General features: G+C 72.2%; 19 protein-coding genes. 10 read left to right on the top strand and 9 right to left on the bottom strand.

The window, feature by feature from the left end:
• Positions 1 to 42: 42 nt before the first annotated feature.
• Positions 43 to 1,095: an NYN domain-containing protein gene (locus BM127_RS02290; protein WP_231263112.1), complete on the bottom strand. Its 1,053-nt coding sequence runs from the start codon at positions 1,093 to 1,095 to the stop codon at positions 43 to 45.
• A 23-nt stretch (positions 1,096 to 1,118) separates the two neighbouring features.
• On the opposite strand from BM127_RS02290, the gene hemG reads away from it, so the two are divergent.
• The 3 genes from hemG to BM127_RS02275 are packed head-to-tail and all read left to right on the top strand — an operon-like array spanning position 1,119 to position 4,073.
• Positions 1,119 to 2,468 (top strand): protoporphyrinogen oxidase, encoded by a 1,350-nt coding sequence (hemG, locus tag BM127_RS02285; protein WP_231263113.1) that lies wholly within the window; start codon positions 1,119 to 1,121, stop codon positions 2,466 to 2,468.
• Between the two features lie 4 nt (positions 2,469 to 2,472).
• Positions 2,473 to 3,183, top strand: coding sequence for a hydrogen peroxide-dependent heme synthase (gene hemQ / locus BM127_RS02280; RefSeq protein WP_091193697.1), 711 nt, complete (start codon positions 2,473 to 2,475; stop codon positions 3,181 to 3,183).
• A gap of 38 nt (positions 3,184 to 3,221) precedes the next feature.
• Positions 3,222 to 4,073: a hypothetical protein gene (locus BM127_RS02275; RefSeq protein WP_091193695.1), complete on the top strand. Its 852-nt coding sequence runs from the start codon at positions 3,222 to 3,224 to the stop codon at positions 4,071 to 4,073.
• A 48-nt stretch (positions 4,074 to 4,121) separates the two neighbouring features.
• Here BM127_RS02275 and msrB read toward each other — a convergent pair whose 3' ends face one another.
• Positions 4,122 to 4,520 (bottom strand): peptide-methionine (R)-S-oxide reductase MsrB, encoded by a 399-nt coding sequence (msrB, locus tag BM127_RS02270; protein ID WP_091193692.1) that lies wholly within the window; start codon positions 4,518 to 4,520, stop codon positions 4,122 to 4,124.
• 52 nt (positions 4,521 to 4,572) lie between these two features.
• On the opposite strand from msrB, the gene BM127_RS02265 reads away from it, so the two are divergent.
• Positions 4,573 to 5,655 (top strand): DNA polymerase domain-containing protein, encoded by a 1,083-nt coding sequence (locus BM127_RS02265; protein ID WP_091193690.1) that lies wholly within the window; start codon positions 4,573 to 4,575, stop codon positions 5,653 to 5,655.
• 53 nt (positions 5,656 to 5,708) lie between these two features.
• Here the strand turns inward: BM127_RS02265 and BM127_RS02260 are convergent, their stop codons facing one another.
• Entirely contained in the window at positions 5,709 to 8,465 is a 2,757-nt protein-coding gene (locus tag BM127_RS02260; RefSeq protein ID WP_175507305.1) for a stealth conserved region 3 domain-containing protein, read from the bottom strand.
• 76 nt (positions 8,466 to 8,541) lie between these two features.
• On the opposite strand from BM127_RS02260, the gene BM127_RS02255 reads away from it, so the two are divergent.
• Positions 8,542 to 9,648, top strand: a complete 1,107-nt coding sequence (locus BM127_RS02255; RefSeq protein ID WP_091193685.1) for a hypothetical protein — start codon at positions 8,542 to 8,544, stop codon at positions 9,646 to 9,648.
• 173 nt (positions 9,649 to 9,821) lie between these two features.
• Here BM127_RS02255 and BM127_RS02250 read toward each other — a convergent pair whose 3' ends face one another.
• Together BM127_RS02250 and BM127_RS02245 are read right to left on the bottom strand one after the other, a co-directional pair.
• On the bottom strand, positions 9,822 to 10,424 hold the full coding sequence (locus tag BM127_RS02250; RefSeq protein ID WP_231263114.1) for a hypothetical protein: 603 nt from the start codon (positions 10,422 to 10,424) through the stop codon (positions 9,822 to 9,824).
• Positions 10,421 to 11,542 (bottom strand): ATP-dependent DNA ligase, encoded by a 1,122-nt coding sequence (locus BM127_RS02245; RefSeq protein WP_091193683.1) that lies wholly within the window; start codon positions 11,540 to 11,542, stop codon positions 10,421 to 10,423. Before BM127_RS02245 ends, BM127_RS02250 begins: the two co-directional genes overlap by 4 nt.
• 42 nt (positions 11,543 to 11,584) lie before the next feature.
• On the opposite strand from BM127_RS02245, the gene BM127_RS02240 reads away from it, so the two are divergent.
• The 5 genes from BM127_RS02240 to BM127_RS02220 are packed head-to-tail and all read left to right on the top strand — an operon-like array spanning position 11,585 to position 14,643.
• Positions 11,585 to 12,355, top strand: a complete 771-nt coding sequence (locus BM127_RS02240; RefSeq protein WP_139227574.1) for a hypothetical protein — start codon at positions 11,585 to 11,587, stop codon at positions 12,353 to 12,355.
• A gap of 29 nt (positions 12,356 to 12,384) precedes the next feature.
• Complete coding sequence (locus tag BM127_RS02235; protein ID WP_091193678.1) at positions 12,385 to 12,702, top strand: SAV_915 family protein; 318 nt, start codon at positions 12,385 to 12,387, stop codon at positions 12,700 to 12,702.
• A complete protein-coding gene (locus BM127_RS02230; RefSeq protein WP_091193676.1) occupies positions 12,699 to 12,995 on the top strand; it encodes a hypothetical protein in 297 nt (98 codons plus the stop codon). Before BM127_RS02235 ends, BM127_RS02230 begins: the two co-directional genes overlap by 4 nt.
• On the top strand, positions 12,992 to 14,260 hold the full coding sequence (locus BM127_RS02225; protein ID WP_091193673.1) for a hypothetical protein: 1,269 nt from the start codon (positions 12,992 to 12,994) through the stop codon (positions 14,258 to 14,260). The genes BM127_RS02230 and BM127_RS02225 overlap by 4 nt, the downstream gene beginning before the upstream one ends.
• Positions 14,248 to 14,643 carry a hypothetical protein gene (locus BM127_RS02220; RefSeq protein ID WP_091193671.1) on the top strand — a complete coding sequence of 132 codons (396 nt, stop codon included), beginning with the start codon at positions 14,248 to 14,250 and terminating at the stop codon, positions 14,641 to 14,643. Before BM127_RS02225 ends, BM127_RS02220 begins: the two co-directional genes overlap by 13 nt.
• Here BM127_RS02220 and BM127_RS02215 read toward each other — a convergent pair.
• The 4 genes from BM127_RS02215 to BM127_RS02200 are packed head-to-tail and all read right to left on the bottom strand — an operon-like array spanning position 14,627 to position 18,096.
• A complete protein-coding gene (locus BM127_RS02215) occupies positions 14,627 to 15,328 on the bottom strand; it encodes an ABC transporter permease (RefSeq protein WP_175507304.1) in 702 nt (233 codons plus the stop codon). The genes BM127_RS02220 and BM127_RS02215 overlap by 17 nt on opposite strands.
• Positions 15,329 to 15,354: 26 nt before the next feature.
• The gene (locus tag BM127_RS02210) at positions 15,355 to 16,266 is read right to left on the bottom strand and encodes an ABC transporter ATP-binding protein (protein WP_091193664.1); all 912 of its coding nucleotides are present in this window, start codon (positions 16,264 to 16,266) and stop codon (positions 15,355 to 15,357) included.
• Positions 16,263 to 17,135, bottom strand: coding sequence for a hypothetical protein (locus BM127_RS02205; protein ID WP_091193661.1), 873 nt, complete (start codon positions 17,133 to 17,135; stop codon positions 16,263 to 16,265). Before BM127_RS02205 ends, BM127_RS02210 begins: the two co-directional genes overlap by 4 nt.
• A gap of 1 nt (position 17,136) precedes the next feature.
• On the bottom strand, positions 17,137 to 18,096 hold the full coding sequence (locus tag BM127_RS02200; protein WP_091193659.1) for an ABC transporter ATP-binding protein: 960 nt from the start codon (positions 18,094 to 18,096) through the stop codon (positions 17,137 to 17,139).
• Between the last annotated feature and the right edge of the window lie 98 nt (positions 18,097 to 18,194).

Raw genomic sequence — 18,194 nt, 5'->3', positions numbered from 1 at the left:
CTGCGTCACAGCCGGTTCCGGCCGTGACGCAACTGTGATGCGTCAGGCCTGCTGCTCGGCCTTCTTCTTCACCGTCGCCGCCTTCTTCGCAGCGCGCGTGGTGGTCGTGACCCGCGGGACCGGGGTCTCGACGACCTCGACCTGCTTCTCCGGGACAGCCTTGGCCGGCGCCTTGGCGGCGCGCTTGGTGGCCGGCTTGGTGGCTGGCTTGGTGGCCGGCTTCGTCTCCTGCTTGGTCTCGGGCTTGGTCTCGGGCTTGCCCTCCTGCTTGCCCTCCTGCTTCGCGCCCGCCTTCGCCGCGGGTGCCTGCCCCCTCCGCTTGACCCGCACCCGCATCGAGCCGCCCTCGCCGGTCGTCTCGAGGTAGGCCTGGGCCGCGAGCAGGGCCTGCAGGCCCCGCTGCTGGTACTTGCTGGGGTCCAGGTAGTTGCGCGGGTCGAGGGACGGGTGCGTACGGCTGAGGTGCTGGCCGATGGGACCGGGCGCCGCCCAGCCGTCGTCCGCCGCGACGGCGTTGACGGCCTTGGTCAGGGCGCTCTGCAGGTTGATCTCGGGCGCCGGGCCCGCGTCCGGGCCCGCATCCGGGGCCACGTCGGCGCTCGCGTCGGGGGCGGTGGCCCTGGCCGGGACAGCCGCCGGCTCGGCCTCCGGCTCGCCCAGCGACTCGAGGCGGATGAACCGGTCGCACGCGTTCTGGAGGGACGCCGGCGTCTTCGCGCCGCCGAGGCCGTAGACGACCTTGCCGGACTCGCGCAGGCGCAGCGCCAGGCTGGTGAAGTCGCTGTCGCTGGTGACGAGCGCGAAGGCCTCGACGTTGCCGGCGTAGAGCAGGTCCATGGCGTCGATGATCAGCGCCGAGTCGGTGGAGTTCTTGCCGCGGGTGAAGGCGCCCTGGTGCATGCCGCGGATGGCACGCGCGTTGAGTTCGTTGCCCCAGCCGCTCAGGTGCGGGGACGACCAGTCGCCGTAGGCGCGCTTGATGGTCGGGTTGCCGAACTTCGCCACCTCGTCGAGCAGCGCCTCCGCATAGCGGTGCGAGGTGTTGTCGGCGTCGATCAGCACGGCGATCCGGTCGGAGCTCACGTTGGGGTCCACACCGCTCACCCTAGGCTGACCACGTGGCGTGGGACGTGGTCGTGGTCGGTGGGGGAGTGGCAGGTCTGGTCGCGGCCCGGGACCTGGCCGCATCCGGGCGCGACGTCCTCCTCCTCGAGGGGTCTCCCGAGCTGGGCGGCAAGCTGCGCTCGGCCGAGGTCGCTGGGCTGACCGTCGACGTCGGCGCGGAGGCGATGCTGGCCCGCCGGCCCGAGGGCATCGACCTCGCGCGCGAGCTCGGCGTCGAGGTCGTCCACCCCACCGCCGCCACTTCTGGCCTCTGGTCCCGTGGTGCGCTGCGCGACCTGCCGCGCTCGCTGATGGGCGTGCCGTTCGACCTCGACCAGCTCGCAGCCAGCGGGGTGCTGAGCGCCGAGGGCGTCGCCCGGGCCGCTGCCGAGGCGGCGAGCGAGCCCGGCGACGACGTCTCGGTGGGGGACCTCGTGGGCGCCCGCCTCGGCGACGAGATCGTCGACCGCCTCGTCGAACCCCTGCTCGGCGGCGTCTACGCCGGCCACGCCCGCCACATCTCCGCGGCCGCGGCGGTCCCCCAGCTGCTCGCCATGGCGCGGCGCGGGAGCCTGCTGGAGCAGGCCTCAGCCGTCCCCGCCTCCGTCGCGCCGGTCTTCGCGGCCCTCCCCGGCGGCATGGGCCGGCTGCCCGGCCTGCTCCGCGACGGCGGGGGCTTCGAGGTGCGGACCTCGGCGACCGTCCGCGCGCTGCGGCGTACGCGGTCGGGCTGGGCACTCACCGTCGGGCCGACGACCCACCCCGAGACCGTCGAGGCGGCCGCCGTCGTGCTCGCGACCCCGGCCGCGCCGACCGCGCGGCTGCTGGGTGTCGACGTGCCGGACGCGGCGGCCGAGCTGGCGGCGATCGGTGCCGCGAGCGTGGCCGTCGTGTCGTTGGCATTCCGCACCGAGGACCTGCCCGACGCATTGTTCGAGCGGTCCGGCTTCCTCGTGCCGCCTGTGGAGCAGCGCACGATCAAGGCGTCGACGTTCTCGTTCGCCAAGTGGGCGTGGGTGCGCGACCTCGACCCGGGTGTCGTGGTCCTGCGCACGTCCCTGGGGCGCCACGGCGAGGAGGCCACGCTGCAGGCGGGCGACGAGGGCCTGGTGCGGGTGTCGCTCGCCGACCTCTCCGCCATGGCCGGCATCACGGCACGCCCGGTCGACTCGCACGTGCAGCGGTGGGGCGGCGCGCTGCCGCAGTACGCCGTGGGACACCTCGACCGGGTGGCGCGGATCCGCGCCGCGGTCGACGGGCAGCCGGGGCTCGCGGTCTGCGGGGCGGCGTACGACGGCGTCGGCATCCCCGCCGTGATCGGCTCGGCCCGCCGGGCTGTGGCCTCGGTCACCCGGGCAGAATGAACCCATGAGCACCGACTCGAAGACCAACGCCGCACGGACCCGCGAGCTCAACGACTCCATCCGCTACACGATGTGGTCGGTCTTCAAGCTCCGCGACGTCCTCGGAGACGCCGACCGGGGTGCGGAGGCGACCGACGTCGAGGCGCTCTTCGAGGTGCTGGCCGAGCAGGACGTCGTCGTCCGCGGGCTGTACGACGTCAGTGGGCTGCGGGCCGACGCCGACCTCATGGTCTGGTGGCACGCCGAGGACTCCGAGCAGCTCCAGGCCGCGTACAACCTCTTCCGCCGTACGTCGTTCGGGCAGCGCCTCGAGCCGGTCTGGTCGCAGATGGCGCTGCACCGTCCGGCGGAGTTCAACAAGTCGCACATCCCCGCCTTCCTCGCCGATGAAGAGCCGCGCGCCCACATCTGCGTGTACCCCTTCGTGCGCTCCTACGAGTGGTACCTCCTCGAGGACTCCGAGCGCCGCGCCATGCTCGCCGAGCACGGCAAGATGGCGCGCGGCTACGGCGACGTACGCGCCAACACGGTCGCGTCGTTCGCCCTCGGTGACTACGAGTGGCTGCTCGCCTTCGAGGCCAACGAGCTGCACCGCATCGTCGACCTGATGCGCGACCTGCGCGCGTCGACGGCCCGTCGCCACGTGCGCGAGGAGGTGCCGTTCTACACCGGCGCCCGCGTCTCGCCGGCGGAGCTCCTGGCCCGCCTGCCCTGAGCCGGGAACGCCCTGACGGGCAGTAGCGTCAGACCATCATGACTCCACGACTCGTCATCGTCTCAGCCGTCCTGCTCCTGGCGCTGCCGCTGGCTGCCTGCTCCACCGAGGAGGACATGCGCGCCGTCGACCCGGCCGGCGCGGGCGAACCGACGGCCAGCGCACCGTCCGACGCCGTGCCGACCCCCGTCCCCGACGGGGAGGTGCGCACCAGTGGGCTCGTCACCGTGCTCGACGCCGGCACCGGACCGCAGATGTGCCTGGGCGCCGTGGCGGAGTCCTACCCTCCCCAGTGCGGCGGTCCGGCCGTCGAGGGCTTCGAGTGGGGTGACGTCGGCTTCGAGGAGGCCTCGGGCGTGAAGTGGGGGTCGTACGCCCTCACCGGCACCTTCGACGGCACCACCTTCACCGCGACCGACGCGATCCCCGCGGCGTTGTACGACGCGATGGCCGAGCCGCAGGAGGACGCGCTCGGCGCCGCGTGCGAGTCGCCCGCGACGACCGACACCGACAAGGCCACTCCCGAGGACATGGACGCGACGCTGGCCGCCGCGTCCGCCCTGCCCGGCTACGCCACTGCGTGGCTGACCGGCACCACGATCAACGTCGCGGTCACCGAGGACGCGGCCGGCGCCGAGACCGCCCTGCGCGAGACCTGGGGCGGTCAGCTGTGCGTGACGACGGTCGAGAAGACCGACGCCGACCTCAACGCGATCAACATCGAGCTGCAGGACGCGCTGGGCGCATCGCTGCTGACCAGCGGGTCGTTCCAGCCCGACACGCTCGACGCGCAGGTCGTCTTCGATGACGGATCGATCCAGGAGTGGGTGGACGCGACGTACGGCGAGGGGCTGGTGCGGGTCAGCTCGGCGCTGAACCCGGTGGGTTGAGTGCGCCCGCGGTAGTGGTCGCCGCGGGGCTGCGCACTCGACCTCGCGCTACTTCTTCTCGTTGAGCGTGATGCTGATCGAGTTGATGCAGAAGCGGTCGCCGGTCGGCGTGCCGAACCCGTCGGGGAAGACGTGGCCGAGGTGCGAGCCGCACGTCGCGCAGCGCACCTCGACGCGCTTCATGCCGGCCGAGTTGTCCTCGATGTACTCCACCGTGTCGGTCATCGGCTGGTAGAAGCTCGGCCAGCCGCAGCCGGAGTGGAACTTCGTGTCGCTGGTGAACAGCTCCGACCCGCACCCCTTGCACGAGTAGGTGCCCTCGGTCTCGGTGTCGGTGTACTCGCCGACGAAGGCGCGCTCCGTGCCGGCCTGGCGCAGCACGGCGTACTCCTCGGGGCTGAGCTCCTCGCGCCACTGCTCATCGGTCTTCTGCACGTCGTAGGCCATGGGTCCAGTTTAGGTCGCCGCACCAGCACCGCGTCGGACTAGGGTCGGGGGCATGGCAGCTGCGAAGCCGGTGATGGTGCAGGCCGGCGACCGTGAGGTCCGCGTCTCCTCGCCCGACCGCGTCATCTACGAGGCGACGGACACGACAGGCGAGGTGACCAAGCTGATGGTCGCGGAGTACTTCGCCTCCGTCGAGGACGGGCTGATGCGCGCGCTGCGCGACCGGCCGACCGCCCTGGAGCGCTGGACGTCCGGGGTGCGGGAGGGCATGAAGCTCGCCACCGGACCCATGGACAAGAACGCCGACGCGTTCTACCAGAAGCGGGTCCCCAAGGGCGCTCCCGACTACCTCGAGGCCGTCGAGATCACCTTCCCGTCGGGGCGTACGGCCGAGGAGATCTGCCCGACCGAGATCGCGGTGCCGGTGTGGTGCGCGCACATGGGCACGCTGACCTTCCACCCGTGGCCGGTCCGTCGGTCCGACGTCGACCATCCCGACGAGCTGCGCATCGACCTCGACCCCCAGCCGGGCACGACGTTCGCCGACGCCGTACGTGTGGCCGGCGTGGCGCACCAGCTCTTCGACGAGATGGGGATGACCAGCTACGCGAAGACCTCGGGCAACCGAGGCATCCACATCTACGTCCGCATCGAGCCGCGGTGGGAGTTCGCCGACGTACGCCATGCCGCGATCGCCTTCGGGCGCGAGCTGGAGAAGCGCGACGACGGGGTCACGACCGCGTGGTGGAAGGAGGAGCGCGGGGAGCGGATCTTCGTCGACTTCAACCAGAACACCCGGGACCGCACGATCGCCTCGGCCTACTCGCTGCGTCCGATCGCCGGCGCTCCCGTCTCCACGCCCGTGACGTGGGACGAGCTGGCCGACCTCGACTCACCGAAGGCCCTCAACCTCTTCACGGTGCCCGAGCGCCTCGCCTCCGACGGCGACCCGTGGGCCACGATCGACGACGTGCACAACTCCCTCGAGGTGCTCCTCGCGCTCTGGGACGAGCACCCCGTCGAGCTCAACTACCCGCCTGACCACCCGAAGATGCCGGGGGAGCCGCCGCGGGTCCAGCCGTCGAAGAAGGTCGAGTCGCACTGGGACGCCGAGGGCAACCGGGTCGAGGGCTGAGCGCCTGCCGCTGGTTGAGCAGGTCGCCCGCGCCCGTGTCGAAACCAAGGCGCTCAGCCGATCTCCCAGGGCGCCGCGATCGGGAAGTACTGCTCCAGGAACTCGCGCAGGAGCCCGTCGGTCCGCTCCTCGTCGAACGCGGCCACCAGGTTGTCGGCGACGCAGAAGAAGTCGCGGTCGCGCTTGAGCATCGCCTTCAGCTGGGCCGGCAGCTGCTGGTGGCCGAGGTCGACGTAGCCGTGGTGGGCGCTGGCGCGGAACGCCTGGCCGGTGATGAGGCCGTAGTTCTGCGCGAAGGACGACAGCAGCGACAGGTCGGTCTCCGAGCGGAACGGCGCCTCGGTGGTGCGCGCCACCTCGGCCGGGAAGCGCGCCGCGATCTCCTCCAGCGTCGTACGACGCTGCGGGTGCGGGCTGTGCATCATCGTGTTGGTCAGCGTCACCCCGAACGCGTCGGCCAGCACGCGGCGGTTGTTCTGCGCGGCTGAGAGGTAGGGCCGGTCGTCGGTGCCGGGCAGACCGACGGCGCGGTGGTCGGCGACGAACGCGGCGTACTGCCCGCCGGGTGAGAAGAAGTGCTCGGGACGGCGCGGCCGGCCGAGGAAGACGTCGTCGTTGACGTAGACGAAGTGGTCGGCGAGGTCCGGCACGGCGTGCAGCCGGGTCTCGATCGCGTGCGAGCTGAAGGTCGGCAGCGCCGACGCCGGAAGGATGTCGCGATGGTCGACCGCCGTGATCGCCGGGTGCGAGGTGTCGAGCCACGACGGCACCTGGCCGGCCGTGACGAGGTGGATCCGACGCACCCACGGCGCGAAGAGGTGGAGGCTGCGCATCGAGTAGCGGAGCTCGTCGCGGCTGCGGTAGCGCGAGGCGCCGCCGGCCCGCGCGCTGGGCGTCCCGCCGAGGCCGGTGATGCGCTCGTCCCGCGCGGCGAGCCAGTCCTCGTCGTCGCCGTCGACCCAGGTGTAGACGACGTCGACGTCGAAGCGCACGTCGTCCACGGTTGGCAGCGCCATCACCTCGAGGGTCGGCACCTCGATCCCGTGGACGGTGGTCGTGGTGCGCGGTGAGCCGGCCGGGACACGGTCGCCGAAGCGGTTGAGCCCGGGTGCGAGCAGGTCGCCGTCGGGCGACTCCTCCCAGAACTGCACGCCGACCTCGACGCCCTCGGCGAGCACGCCGTCGTGCCCGCCGCGCATCGGCCACGGCTCGAGGAACAGTGACGCCGTACGCGTCCGGGCCAGGTCGTCGGTCATCGCGGCGACGGTGCCGCGGCGCTCGTGCCAGCCGCGCTCGGCGGGATCGCGCACCGACAGCCAGTCGGGGACCGAGCCGGCAGCGAGCGCGCCGAGGAAGGCCTCCCGGCGGGAGGACGGAACGACGACCACCGGGTGCGGGTCGAGGCCACGCGCGGGCATCACGAACCACCCGTCCCCGGTCGACGCGGCTGCGGAGGTGAGCGCCTGCAGCGCCGTCGTACGCGCCCGGGCGGGGGTGACGCCGGCGGCGCCGTCGGTCTCGGGCAGGTCGCCCAACGGCCCCGGGCGGAGGCCGTGCAGCACCCGGCGGGGGGCGAGCGGGTCGGCGCGACGCGCCACCGCGTCACGGAACACCGTGACCCAGTGGCGGGCCAGGGCCTGGCCGTCCCAGCGCGTGGAGCGCTCGAGCGCGGCCGCACCGAGGCGCGCGCGCAGGTCGTCGTCAGTGGCGATCCGCAGCATGGCGGCGGCGAGCGCTGCCTTGGACGCCGGTGGCACGAGCAGCCCGTCGACGTCGTGGGTGATGATCTCGCGCGGGCCGGACGGGCAGTCGTAAGACACGCAGGGGACGCCGGCGGACATCGCCTCCTGCAGCACGAGCGGATAGCCCTCGCCCTTGGACGCCAGCACGGCCACGCTGGTGCGGGCCCACTCCGCCGAGATGTCGGCCGTGCTGCCGGGCAGCTCGACGCGGTCCTCGAGACCGAGCTTGCGCACCTGGGCGGCGAGGTTGTCCGCGCGCGGGCCGTCGCCCCAGATCCGCAGCGTCCAGCCAGGAACCTGCTCGTGGATGCGCCAGAAGGCGTCAACGACGTGCTCGAACTGCTTCTCCGGCGCGAGCCGCCCCGCGGTGACGAAGGTCTTCTGGTCCAGCGTCGAGCGGGCCTGCGGCGCGGCCGGCAACGGGTTGGGGATCACCAGCAGCTCGGGAGCGGCGCCACCCAGCCGCCCGGCGAGCCAGCGGGACATCGACTCCGTCAACGACACCACGATGTCCGCGCGCGGGGCGAACTCCAGCAGCGCACCCAGGTCGTTGACCCGCGCCGAGGACGCCCGGTGCTCCTGGTGGACCAGCGCCACGTCGGGCGGCGCGAGCTGGGCGACCACGGCCAGCAGCTCGGGAGTGGTCGTGACGACGACGTCCGCGTCGAGGTCGCCGAGCGCCTCGCGCATGGTGGCGTCGGTGAGGCCGTTGAAGAGTGCGTCCCAGCTGCGAGGCACGACCAGCGACTCGCGCTCGCCCAGCTCGGCGGGGTGGTCGCCGGTGACAGCGACGGGGCGCGGACCGCGTACGTCGACGAGGTAGGTCACCTCCAGCCTGTCGGCCAGCGGGTAGTGGGTGTGGGGGCCGCTGCGGGTGACGCTGAGGATCCGGACCCGGTGCCCCTCGCCGAGCCCGACGAGCGCGTTGGCCTGCTCGATCCCCGAGCGCGCGGTGCCGCCCATGCCGTCGGCGTTGAAGAGCACGAAGACGATGTCGAGCGGGCCGTCGCGGCGGGTGCGGCGCAGGGCGCCACGCACCTTGCCCCCCAAGCGGTCGGTCAGAGCCACGTGTCCTCGATCCACTGCGTGCGAGCCGGTCGGCACGATCCTAGAGGTGGGCAGGCGGGTCGATAGGGTGACCCGCATGCCGACGTCCCCCGCCCAGCCGGGCACCCCGCTGGTCCTGGTCTCCGGTTCCGGTCGCAGCGGCACGAGCTCGCTGGCCGGTGCGCTGAAGCGCCTCGGCCTGCACGTGCCGCAGCCGGAGGTGCCGGCGTCGGAGACCAACCCGCGCGGGTTCTACGAGCCGCAGTGGGTCATCGACTTCCACAAGCGCCACCTCAAGGAGCTCGCGCTCTTCAACATCGACAGCCGTCCCGCGGCCGTCGACCTCGTCGCCCGCTACGTCGAGTCCGGCAGCCCGACCGCAGAGCTGCACGAGTGGCTGTCCGGACAGCTCACCGTGCACGTTCCCAGGGGGGAGCAGGTCGTCGTCAAGGACCCGCACGCGTTCTGGTTCGCCCAGGTCTGGGAGCAGGTGACCGCCGAGCTCGACGTCGACCTGCGCTGGCTCACGGCCCTGCGCCACCCGGCCGAGGTGATCGGCTCGCGCGACATCGCCTACCTCTCCAGCCAGTCCGACGACCTGCGCCTCACCAAGGAGACGTCCAACGTCGCCGGCTGGGTCCACGCGGCGCTGCTGACCGAGCAGGCCGGGCGCGGCGGCAAGCGCGCCTTCGTGAAGTACGGCGACCTGCTGGCCGACTGGCGTACGGCGCTCGCCCCCGTGCAGCAGCAGCTCGATCTCGCCTTCGACACGGACCTCTCGACGACGGAGCACCACGACGTCGACGACTTCATCGAGCCGTCGATGCGCAAGTCCCAGCTGACGTGGGACGACGTGCGGACACCGGACTGGCTGCGCGAGATGGCCGAGGAGGTGTGGCAGCTGCTCGGCGTGCTCACCTCGACCCCGGCCGACGAGGCCACCCAGGCACGGCTGGACGAGATCCACGGCGACTACAACGCCCGCTACGCCGACGCCGTCGCCCTCACCTTCGACCACACCCGCGCCGAGTCGGTGCTCGCCGCCCGCGAGGCGCGCGACGCCCAGCGGTCGACCGTGCAACAGCTGCGTCGCGACCTCGAGGAGTCGCGCCGGGCTCGTCCGGCCGAGGCACCGGCCGTCGGCGGACGCGAGGCCGCGCAGATCCTGCGCCGCGCCGTCGTACGCCGCGTCACCCGCCGCTGACCTGTCGCTTGTGCACGCGGCGCACCCCCCGACCTGTCGCTTGTGCACGCGGCGCACCCGCCGACCTGTCGCTTGTGCACCGTGTGCGTGCGCAGAAGCGTCAGCTCGGCACCGCCAGCGTGCGCACAAGCGTCAGCTCGGCACCGCCAGCGTGCGCACAAGCGTCAGCTCGCTCAGAGACCGCTGACGCCCTCGCCGGCCCCGGCCTGCTCGTCGAAGCTCTCGTGCTCGATCAGGTGGAGCACCGGTACGCCGAGCTTGCGGCGCGCCCGTGAGGTCCAGTCGACGTGGAAGAACTCCGCCACGACGTGCGACCGGGTGAGGATGATCGCCTCGCGCGCGTCGACAGCGGTGACGAGCGCGGCCAGCGCGTCGACCGGCGGCTCGGAGGTCACCTTGCCGGTGGCCTTGCCGCCCGCAGCGGCCAGAGCCGCCAGGGTCTGCTGGAGCTCGGCGGAGGAGTTCTCCTCGCACTCGCGCCGCAGCGCCTCGATGTCGACGTCGGTCATCGCCAGGGCCGGGGCGGCCATGAGGTCGCCTGCGCCGAGGGTGCCGAGGGAGGCCTCGACGCGGGCCGCGGCGTCCTCCAGCGGGATGAGCACGTGGTAGACGACCGGGTCCTCGATCTCGGCGTGCAGCGAGCGGACCTGGCGGGCGTCGACGGCCGTCAGGGCCTGCTCGACGAGCAGCACCACGTCGTAGGTGCCGTGACCGTCGTGGATGGACTCGTCGTGGACGGACTCGTCGGGCGTGCTCTCGGAAGGGGTCTCGCTCATCGGGTGCCTCCGGGGTCGGTGCTGAGGATGCGGGTGAGGTCGTAGCCGGCCGGCTCGTCGAGCTGACCGTAGCCGCAGCTCGCGGGGTCGCGGTCGGTGCGCCACCGTTTGAAGTGGGCCGTGTGCCGGAAGCGTCGACCCTCCATGTGGTCGTACTTCACCTCCAGCACCCGCTCGGGTCGCAGCGCGGTGAAGCCGAGGTCCTTGCCGGCGCTCCAGCGGCTCTGCGTGCCGGGCACGCGGTCGGGGTTGGCAGTGAGGAACTCCTGCCAGCGTCCCCACGGGTGGTCGGCGATGTCGCACACCAGCGGCTGCAGTTCCTGCCACAGCTCGGCGCGCCTGGCGGCGGTGAAGCTGGCGGAGACGCCGATGTGCTGGAGCTCGCCGTCGTCGTCGTGGAGCCCGAGCAGCAGCGAGCCGATCAGCGGTGCCTCGGGGGTGGACGTCTTGTGCTCGCGGTAGCCGGCGAGCACCACGTCGGCGGTGCGCTCGTGCTTGATCTTGAGCATCGTGCGCTTGTTGGGCTCGTACGCCGCTCCGAGCGGCTTGGCGACGACGCCGTCGAGCCCGGCACCCTCGAACTCCTCGAACCACCGCTCGGCCTCGGCCGGGTCCTCGGTGGTGCGGGTCAGGAAGCAGGGGCCGCTGCCGTCGAGGTGACCGAGCGCGCCGACCAGCGCGGCCCGACGCTCGGACAGCGGGCGGTCCATGAAGGACTCGTCGCCGAGCGCCAGCAGGTCGAACGCGACGAAGCCGGCAGGCGTCTCGACGGACAGCTTGTCGACGCGGCTCGCGGCGGGGTGGATGCGCTCCTGGAGCGTCTCGAACTCGAGCCGCCAGCCCTCGGCGCCCTGCAGGCCGACGAAGATCTCGCCGTCCAGCACGATGCGGTCGGGAAGCTGGGCGCGGCAGGCCTCGACGACCTCGGGGAAGTAGCGGGTGAGCGGCTTGGTGTTGCGGCTCGCCAGCTCGACCTCGTCGCCGTCCTTGAAGACCAGGCAGCGGAAACCGTCCCACTTCGGCTCGAAGCTCAGCCCGCCGTGCTTGGCCGGGTCCGGCACGCCGCTGACGCTCTTGGCGAGCATCGGCTGCACGGGCGGCATCACGGGAAGGTCCACGCCACCGAGCCTAGTCCGGATCGGGCTTCCTAGACTGCGCCCATGACACGCCCCGCCGAAGTGCCGTTCTCCGGTCGTGACCGGTGGGGCGAGGTGCTGGTCGACCTGGTGCTGGCCGGGGTGGGAGGGGTCCTGCTCCTCGCCGCGACGTCCGAGCTCTCCGGACGCGAACCCGTCGGGCTGTGGCTGCTGGCCGTCTACACCGCGTTCGCCGTGGCGGTCACCGTCCTGCTCGCCCTCGTCGTCGCCGTGACCTCGCGCCTGCCCGTCCTCGAGGACGGAGAGGTGGACGGTCGTGCTGCACTGGGCGTGCGCTCCTGGGCGGCTCCCTGGTGGCACACCCAGGCACTGGACCTCGGCCTCGCGGTTCTCGGACTCGCGCTCGGCGCTGCCGGCGTACGAGCGGGCGGGTCGTGGGCGGTCGTCGGCGCCGCACTGGCGCTGCTCGGCCTCTGGTTCGCCGTCCGCGTCGCGCTCGTGGGGCTCGGTCGGCGCCGCCGGCCCGCGATCTGGCTGACCGAGAGCGACCTGGTGGTCGACTCCCCGGCCGGTCGGGGACGTGCGGCCCGGTCCTCGGTGCGTGCCGTGCGTGGACGCGGCCGGCGGCTGGTGGTGGACCTCGACGAGGACGCCGAGGGTGAGTGGTGCCCCCGTCCGTGGCGGCGTACGTCCCTCAGCCGGCGCACCCTGGTCCTCGACTGTGGCGACCTCGGGCACCGTGCGGGCGACCTGGAGAAGTGGCTCACGGCCGAGCTCGGACTCGAGGACCCGTTTCGATCTCCCCGTCCGGGGCATGACAGCAACCGACGATGACACCGCAGATCCGAGGAGTGGACGTTTCCGTGCCCAGCGACGACAGGACCCCTGAGGGTTCCCCGACCGACGAGCGACCGCAGCTGCCACCGGTCGTCTACGTCCCCACGACGGACGAGCCGGACGTCGCGGCCCGGCGGGTGCTGCTCCACCAGGTCGCCGACGGGCGCACCGCCCTCTACACCTACTCGGCCATCGACCGGCTGCACACCTGGTACCTCCCGGACGCGCCGTGGCTGCTGTGCGACGTGGCGGCCCTGCAGCGCATCCACGACCAGAGCCCGTACGACCTGCTGTTCCTCGACGTGGATCCTGGCCTCCGCGAGGATGCCGAGGCGTCCTCGTGAGCGGCGGCATCGACGTCGACCTGGGCACCCTCGACACGATCGCGGCCGAGCTCGACACCGCGGCCAACGGTCTCGAGGGCCTGGCCGGCAGCGTCCCGAGGGGCGTCGACGCCGGTCCGATGACCGCCGTGGTGGCGAGCATGGTGAGCCAGGTGGTGACCAGCTCGGGCAACGTCGCCAACGCCCTCAGCGGCTCGGCGGAGGGCGTCCGGCTGGCGCGCGGCTACTACCAGCGCGCAGACGCCGACGCGTCGGCCGACATGGCCCGGATCCGGCAGGTGATGGACTCGTGAGCATCGAGACGGAGATCCAGGGTTCGCCCTCGAGCATCGAGGGCGCGGCCACCTGGCTGCGCGGCAGCCTCGAGCCCGAGCTGACGGCTGCGGCCGACGCGGCCAACGGCGCGCGCCGCGACGCCGAGATGGGCTGGAGCTCGGTCGCGGGCGACGAGTTCGTGGGCATCGCCAGCCGCATCCGCAACTCCTCCGACGACCTCGCTGCAGCCGCGAAGAAGATGGCGGGAGACCTCGACGACTTCGCCGGGAAGCTGAAGCGCTCCCAGGACCAGATGGCGGACGTACGCTCCACGGCCCGGAGCGCCGGGCTTGGCGTGGCCGGGTTCGTGGTCCAGCACCCCGGCGACGGACCGGCCCGTCCCCCGGACGACTTCGAGGGGACGACCGAGGAGGTCGACGCGCACAACCGGCGGGTCGCCGCCTACAACGCCCACCAGGACCTGCTCACGGCCTACCACGACGCGGAGACCGAGGCGGCCCGCATCGACCGCTACTACGCCACGGCGTGCCGCGAGCTCCAGGAGGAGTACCTGCCGGGCACGCACGCCGCGTGGATCCTCACGCTCACCGACATCGTCGGCGCGAGCGCGGCGGGTGTCATCGGTGCGACGATCGCCCTCGAGCGCTCCAAGCTGCTCCAGTCGGCCCAGGATCTCGTGGACGAGGCGACGCGCGCCATCAACGACCTGCAGGCCCACCCGGAGCGCTACATGAAGCGCAGGTGGTTCTTCTTCCAGACCCTCGACGAGGCCCGGCTCGAGGCCGACCGGCTGGCGATCCAGGGCAAGCTGGACGAGGCGGAGGACCTGCTGCGCCGCGCCGACGACGTGGCGGACTCACGTGCCCTGCGCTACCTGGGTCGCGCGGGCAAGATCCTCGGCCCGCTCGGGCTCGGCCTCGGCGTCTTCAACGACTGGCAGGAGGGTGAGACCAACACCCAGATCGCGGTGTCGCAGGGCGTCTCCGCCGGGCTCGGCGCAGCGGCCGGCTTCGGGGCGAGCGTCGGCACCGCCGCGCTGATCGGCGCGGCCGCCGGCTCCGTCGTGCCCGGCGTCGGCACCGCCGTCGGTGCCGTGGTCGGCACGGTGATCGGGGCCGGCGTGGCGATCTTCGCCGACGGCGCCATCGACTCCCTCTTCGAGAACGGACCTGACGTGGGCCAAGCATGGGACGAGGGTGTCGACGCGCTCGCCGACACCGGCGAGGCCATCGCCGACGGCGTCTCCAGCGTCGGTGACACGATCGGTGGGTGGTTCAGCTGAGCCCGCGACCGCTGCTCGGGCGGGTCTCCGCAGCGTTTGCCCTGGTGACGGGTCTGGCGGCTGCCGCCCTCGGCGTGGGACTCGTGCTGGAGTCGGACAGTGCCTTCGGCCGGGCATGGTCGGCCGCCTTCATCGTCTTCGGCGCCGTGACGGTGCTGGGTGCCGTGGTGGCCTCCCGCCCGGTCGGGCCCGAGTCACCGGGGTCACGCGTGATCGGGCTGGCGACGCTGACCCTGCTCGGCACGTGGGCGGCCGTCACCGGCATCGTCGGCGCTGTCGAGGAGAGCTGGCTGTGGGGGGTGCTGCTCGGCGCGTTCGCGGTGTACCTCTTCTGGGCGGCCGCACGACTGTGGCGCCGGGGTCCGGCTACTCGTCGCCCCTGAGCGTGAACGACCGCAGCCGGTCGCCGGCGAACCAGACGCCCACCACCGTCACGAGCAGGCTCGCGATGATGGCGTAGCCCAGGTTGGCGGGGTCGGGCAGCTCGCTGGAGATCTCGTGGCCGATCCGCAGGCCCCACTGGCCGATGCTCAGCCAGGCGATGCCGGTGAAGAGGTTGCCGAGCAGGCTCTCCCAGATCAGCACGAACATCAGCGACGCGATCACTGCGTGCCGGGTGACGGCGGAGATCGCGAGGAACAGGGCGGAGTACGTCGTCCCGGCCACGACCGCGCCGACGAAGAGCCCGAGCGCCCTCGTGCTGTCCCCGGTGATGAGGGCTGCGACGAGGATGGGCAGCGCGCCGGCGGTGAGCGTGGCACCGAGGGCGACCACCCACTTGCTGATGGCCACGCCGTAGCGGCTGACCGGCTTGGAGAGCAGGTAGACGATCGATCCGTCGTCGACCTCGGGGCCGAGCACCGAGGAGGCTGCCAGGATCGCGACCAGTGGCAGCACCAGCGGGTAGCCCAGGCCGGGCAGGATCTCGAAGGCCGCGTCACCGTCGGCGAGCACCGTGATGAGCGTGACGAGCCCGATCAGCAGGACCGGGAAGGCCAGCAGCAGGTAGAAGCGGCGACGCCCCAGCAGGGCCTGCAGGGCCAGCTTGGCGATCGTCGGGTTGAACACGGTTCTCACAGGCTCTCCGGGGGAGATCATCGGGCCACCAGGTAGGCGAAGACGCTCTCCAGCGACTCGTCGCTGGGGGAGAGCTCGAGGATGGTCACGTCGTGCTGTCGGGCGAGGCCGGGCAGGCGGACGGCGAAGCTGCCCAGGTCGTCGACCTGGACGTCGAGGTGCTCCCCGCGGATGCTGACCGCGCGCACCGACACCTCCGCCATGAGCGCCGCCGCCAGTGTGCGGTTGTCGCTGGACTGGACGGCGTACTGCACGGGCCGGTCGGTCATCAGCCGGCGGATCGCGCCGAAGTCGCCCGATGCGGCGTGCCGGCCGGAGACCACGACCTCGATGTGGCGGGCGAGCCGTTCGACCTCCTCCAGGATGTGCGAGCTGAACAGCACCGTGCGGCCCTCGTCGCCGAGGCGTCGCAGGAGGTCCATCAGGTGCATCCGCTGGCGCGGGTCGACGCCGTTGAAGGGCTCGTCGAGCAGCAGCACCGAGGGCTGGTGGACGAGGGCGGCGGCGATCTTCACGCGCTGCCGCATCCCCTTGGAGTAGGTGTCGAGGCGACGTCCGGCCGGCTCGACCATGTCCACCTCCTCGAGGATCCGCTCGGTGGCGGCGGCCGCGTCGGGCAGTCGGTGGAGGTCGGCGTTGGCCCGGACGAACTGGCGTCCGGTGAGGTAGCCGAAGCTGAGCTCGCGCTCGGGGACCAGCCCGATCTGCCGGTAGATCTCGGTGTTGCGCCACACCGGCTGCCCGTCGAGGGTCACGTGGCCGGCGGACGGCGCGAGGAACCCCGCCATCATCGCCATCAGCGTGGTCTTGCCGGCACCGTTGGGACCCAGCAGGCCGGTGACTCCGGGACCGATCGACAGCGAGACGTCGTTGACGGCGACGACGTTGCCGAACCAGCGCGAGGCCGAGTCCAGGACCAGGTTGCTCATCGCGAGCCCACCTTCCGGAAGCGGGCGACGAGCGCGAGGAGACAGGCGGCGGCGAGGAGCAGGGCGACCAGTGCGTACGCCACTGCCCACGCGCCGTCGACCGGGACGAACGTGTCGATGCCCGCGTCCCACGCGTTGGCGAGGCCGCTGTAGAGCGACCAGGGGGAGAACAGCCCGGCGGTGGTGGACGCGGAGTCGGCGTCCTGCTCGGCGGCGATCGCCTGCACGGCCGTGACCACGCCGGTGAGCACGATCAGCGCCATCACCGAGCCGACGACCGCGAAGCCGCGGCGCAGGGAGACCGAGGAGATCAGTCCGGTGATGCCGGCGATGAGCAGGGCCAGGAGCGTCTGGAGGACGACCGCCTTGAGGAGCTGGGTGACCTGGTCGCTCTTGTCGAGTCCCGAGAGCATCGCGCCGATGAAGAGCATGAGGGTCGGCACCGCCATGAAGAGCCACAGCGCCACGGTCAGCGACAGCCAGCGCATCACGGCGAAGACGGGCGCCGACAGCGGACGTGCGAGGTAGAGCACGATCGAGCGGTGCCGCAGGTCGCGGGAGAACAGCACGGGGGCCTGCGCGGCGGCGAAGAGGCTGACGAGCAGCTGGGTCTGGTTGGTGTAGTCGGCGTAGGAGACCGGGAGGCTGTCCAGCCCGGTGAGCACGACGACGCCGACGACGATCAGCGCCGGCAGCACCGACATCGCGAGCAGCAGGAACGGCATCACCTTCGACTTGCCCGAGCGTCCCAGGCCGTAGACGTGACGCAGGCCGGTGACGAAGAGCGTGCGGGCGATGGCGGGCGTGCCCTCGCGCAGGCCGTCGTAGTGGCGGTAGCCGAGGTCGTGGATCACGCCGGGGCGACTCATGTCAGACACGTGGAGCTCCGTCCAGGAAGACGTCCTCGAGGTGGCCGCGGTCGGGCTGGAGCCGCATCAGGCCGAGACCGAGCTCGGCGGCGACGTCACGGATGAGGTCGTGGGCGGCACCCTCCTGGGCCAGCTCGGACGGCGGTGGGTCGATCGCGACCATCGCGCCCCGCGGGCGGCAGACCAGGCCGCGCTGGGCGAGTGCCTCGCCGAGCCGGTCGCGCTCGGTCTCGGTGCCCACTACCTCCACCAGCAGGCTGCCGGTGCGCTGCAGGAAGTCACCCGTCGCGCTGGAGCGCAGGAGGTGCCCGCCATCGAGCACGATGACGTGGTCGCTGACCTGCTCGAGCTCGCCCAGCAGGTGGGAGGTGACGAGGACGGCGATCCCGAAGTCGCTGCCGATGCGCTCGACGAGCCGGAGCATGTCGTTGCGCGCGGCCGGGTCGAGGCCGTTGGTCGGCTCGTCGAGGAAGACCAGCCGCGGGTCGTGGGCGAGCGCCTGGGCGAGCTTGGCGCGCTGCTTCATGCCGGTGGAGTAGCCACCCATCGGCCGGTAGCGCTCCTCGTCGAGGCCCACGTGGCGCAGCACGTCGGCGGACCGCTCCCGCGCCGCCGAGGCGCCGAGGCCGGACATCCGGGCCATGTGGACCACGAAGTCGCTCGCGCTGACGTCGGGCGGCAGGCAGTCGTGCTCGGGCATGTAGCCGACGAGCCGGCGGATCTCCTGGCTCTCGTGCTCGATGTCGTGGCCCAGCACGCGTGCGTGGCCGCCCGTCGGCTCGAGCAGCCCCAGCAGGATCTTGATCAGCGTGGACTTGCCGGCCCCGTTGGCGCCGACCAGTCCGGTCACGCCCTCGCCGACGTCGACCGTGAGATCGGTCAGCGCGTGGACCGATCCGTAGTGCTTCGTGAGGCCGGCGGTCGTGATGACCGGCGCCTGGCCCGTGCGTTCCCCCGTCACGACAGCCACGCTAGCGGTCCCGGCCGTCCTCGGGCATCAGGGATCGCCCCGAGGCGTGTGGAGGAGTGGTGAAGGTCGGGCCCTAGGATTGTGTGCAC

It is taken from the genome of Nocardioides alpinus (genome assembly GCF_900112035.1).
GTDB lineage: Bacteria > Actinomycetota > Actinomycetes > Propionibacteriales > Nocardioidaceae > Nocardioides > Nocardioides alpinus.
The sequence above is the reverse complement of the archived record's forward strand: the minus strand, read 5'-3'. Positions and strand labels throughout refer to the sequence as shown.

What these genes read in the sequence shown, in the direction of transcription:
- BM127_RS02210 (WP_091193664.1), bottom strand. Translation starts at nt 16,266, where the DNA reads ATGAGCAACCTGGTCCTGGACTCGGCCTCGCGCTGGTTCGGCAACGTC.
- msrB (WP_091193692.1), bottom strand. Translation starts at nt 4,520, where the DNA reads ATGGCCTACGACGTGCAGAAGACCGATGAGCAGTGGCGCGAGGAGCTC.
- BM127_RS02265 (WP_091193690.1), top strand. Translation starts at nt 4,573, where the DNA reads ATGGCAGCTGCGAAGCCGGTGATGGTGCAGGCCGGCGACCGTGAGGTC.
- BM127_RS02275 (WP_091193695.1), top strand. Translation starts at nt 3,222, where the DNA reads ATGACTCCACGACTCGTCATCGTCTCAGCCGTCCTGCTCCTGGCGCTG.
- hemQ (WP_091193697.1), top strand. Translation starts at nt 2,473, where the DNA reads ATGAGCACCGACTCGAAGACCAACGCCGCACGGACCCGCGAGCTCAAC.
- BM127_RS02250 (WP_231263114.1), bottom strand. Translation starts at nt 10,424, where the DNA reads ATGAGCGAGACCCCTTCCGAGAGCACGCCCGACGAGTCCGTCCACGAC.
- BM127_RS02205 (WP_091193661.1), bottom strand. Translation starts at nt 17,135, where the DNA reads ATGAGTCGCCCCGGCGTGATCCACGACCTCGGCTACCGCCACTACGAC.
- BM127_RS02255 (WP_091193685.1), top strand. Translation starts at nt 8,542, where the DNA reads ATGCCGACGTCCCCCGCCCAGCCGGGCACCCCGCTGGTCCTGGTCTCC.
- BM127_RS02240 (WP_139227574.1), top strand. Translation starts at nt 11,585, where the DNA reads ATGACACGCCCCGCCGAAGTGCCGTTCTCCGGTCGTGACCGGTGGGGC.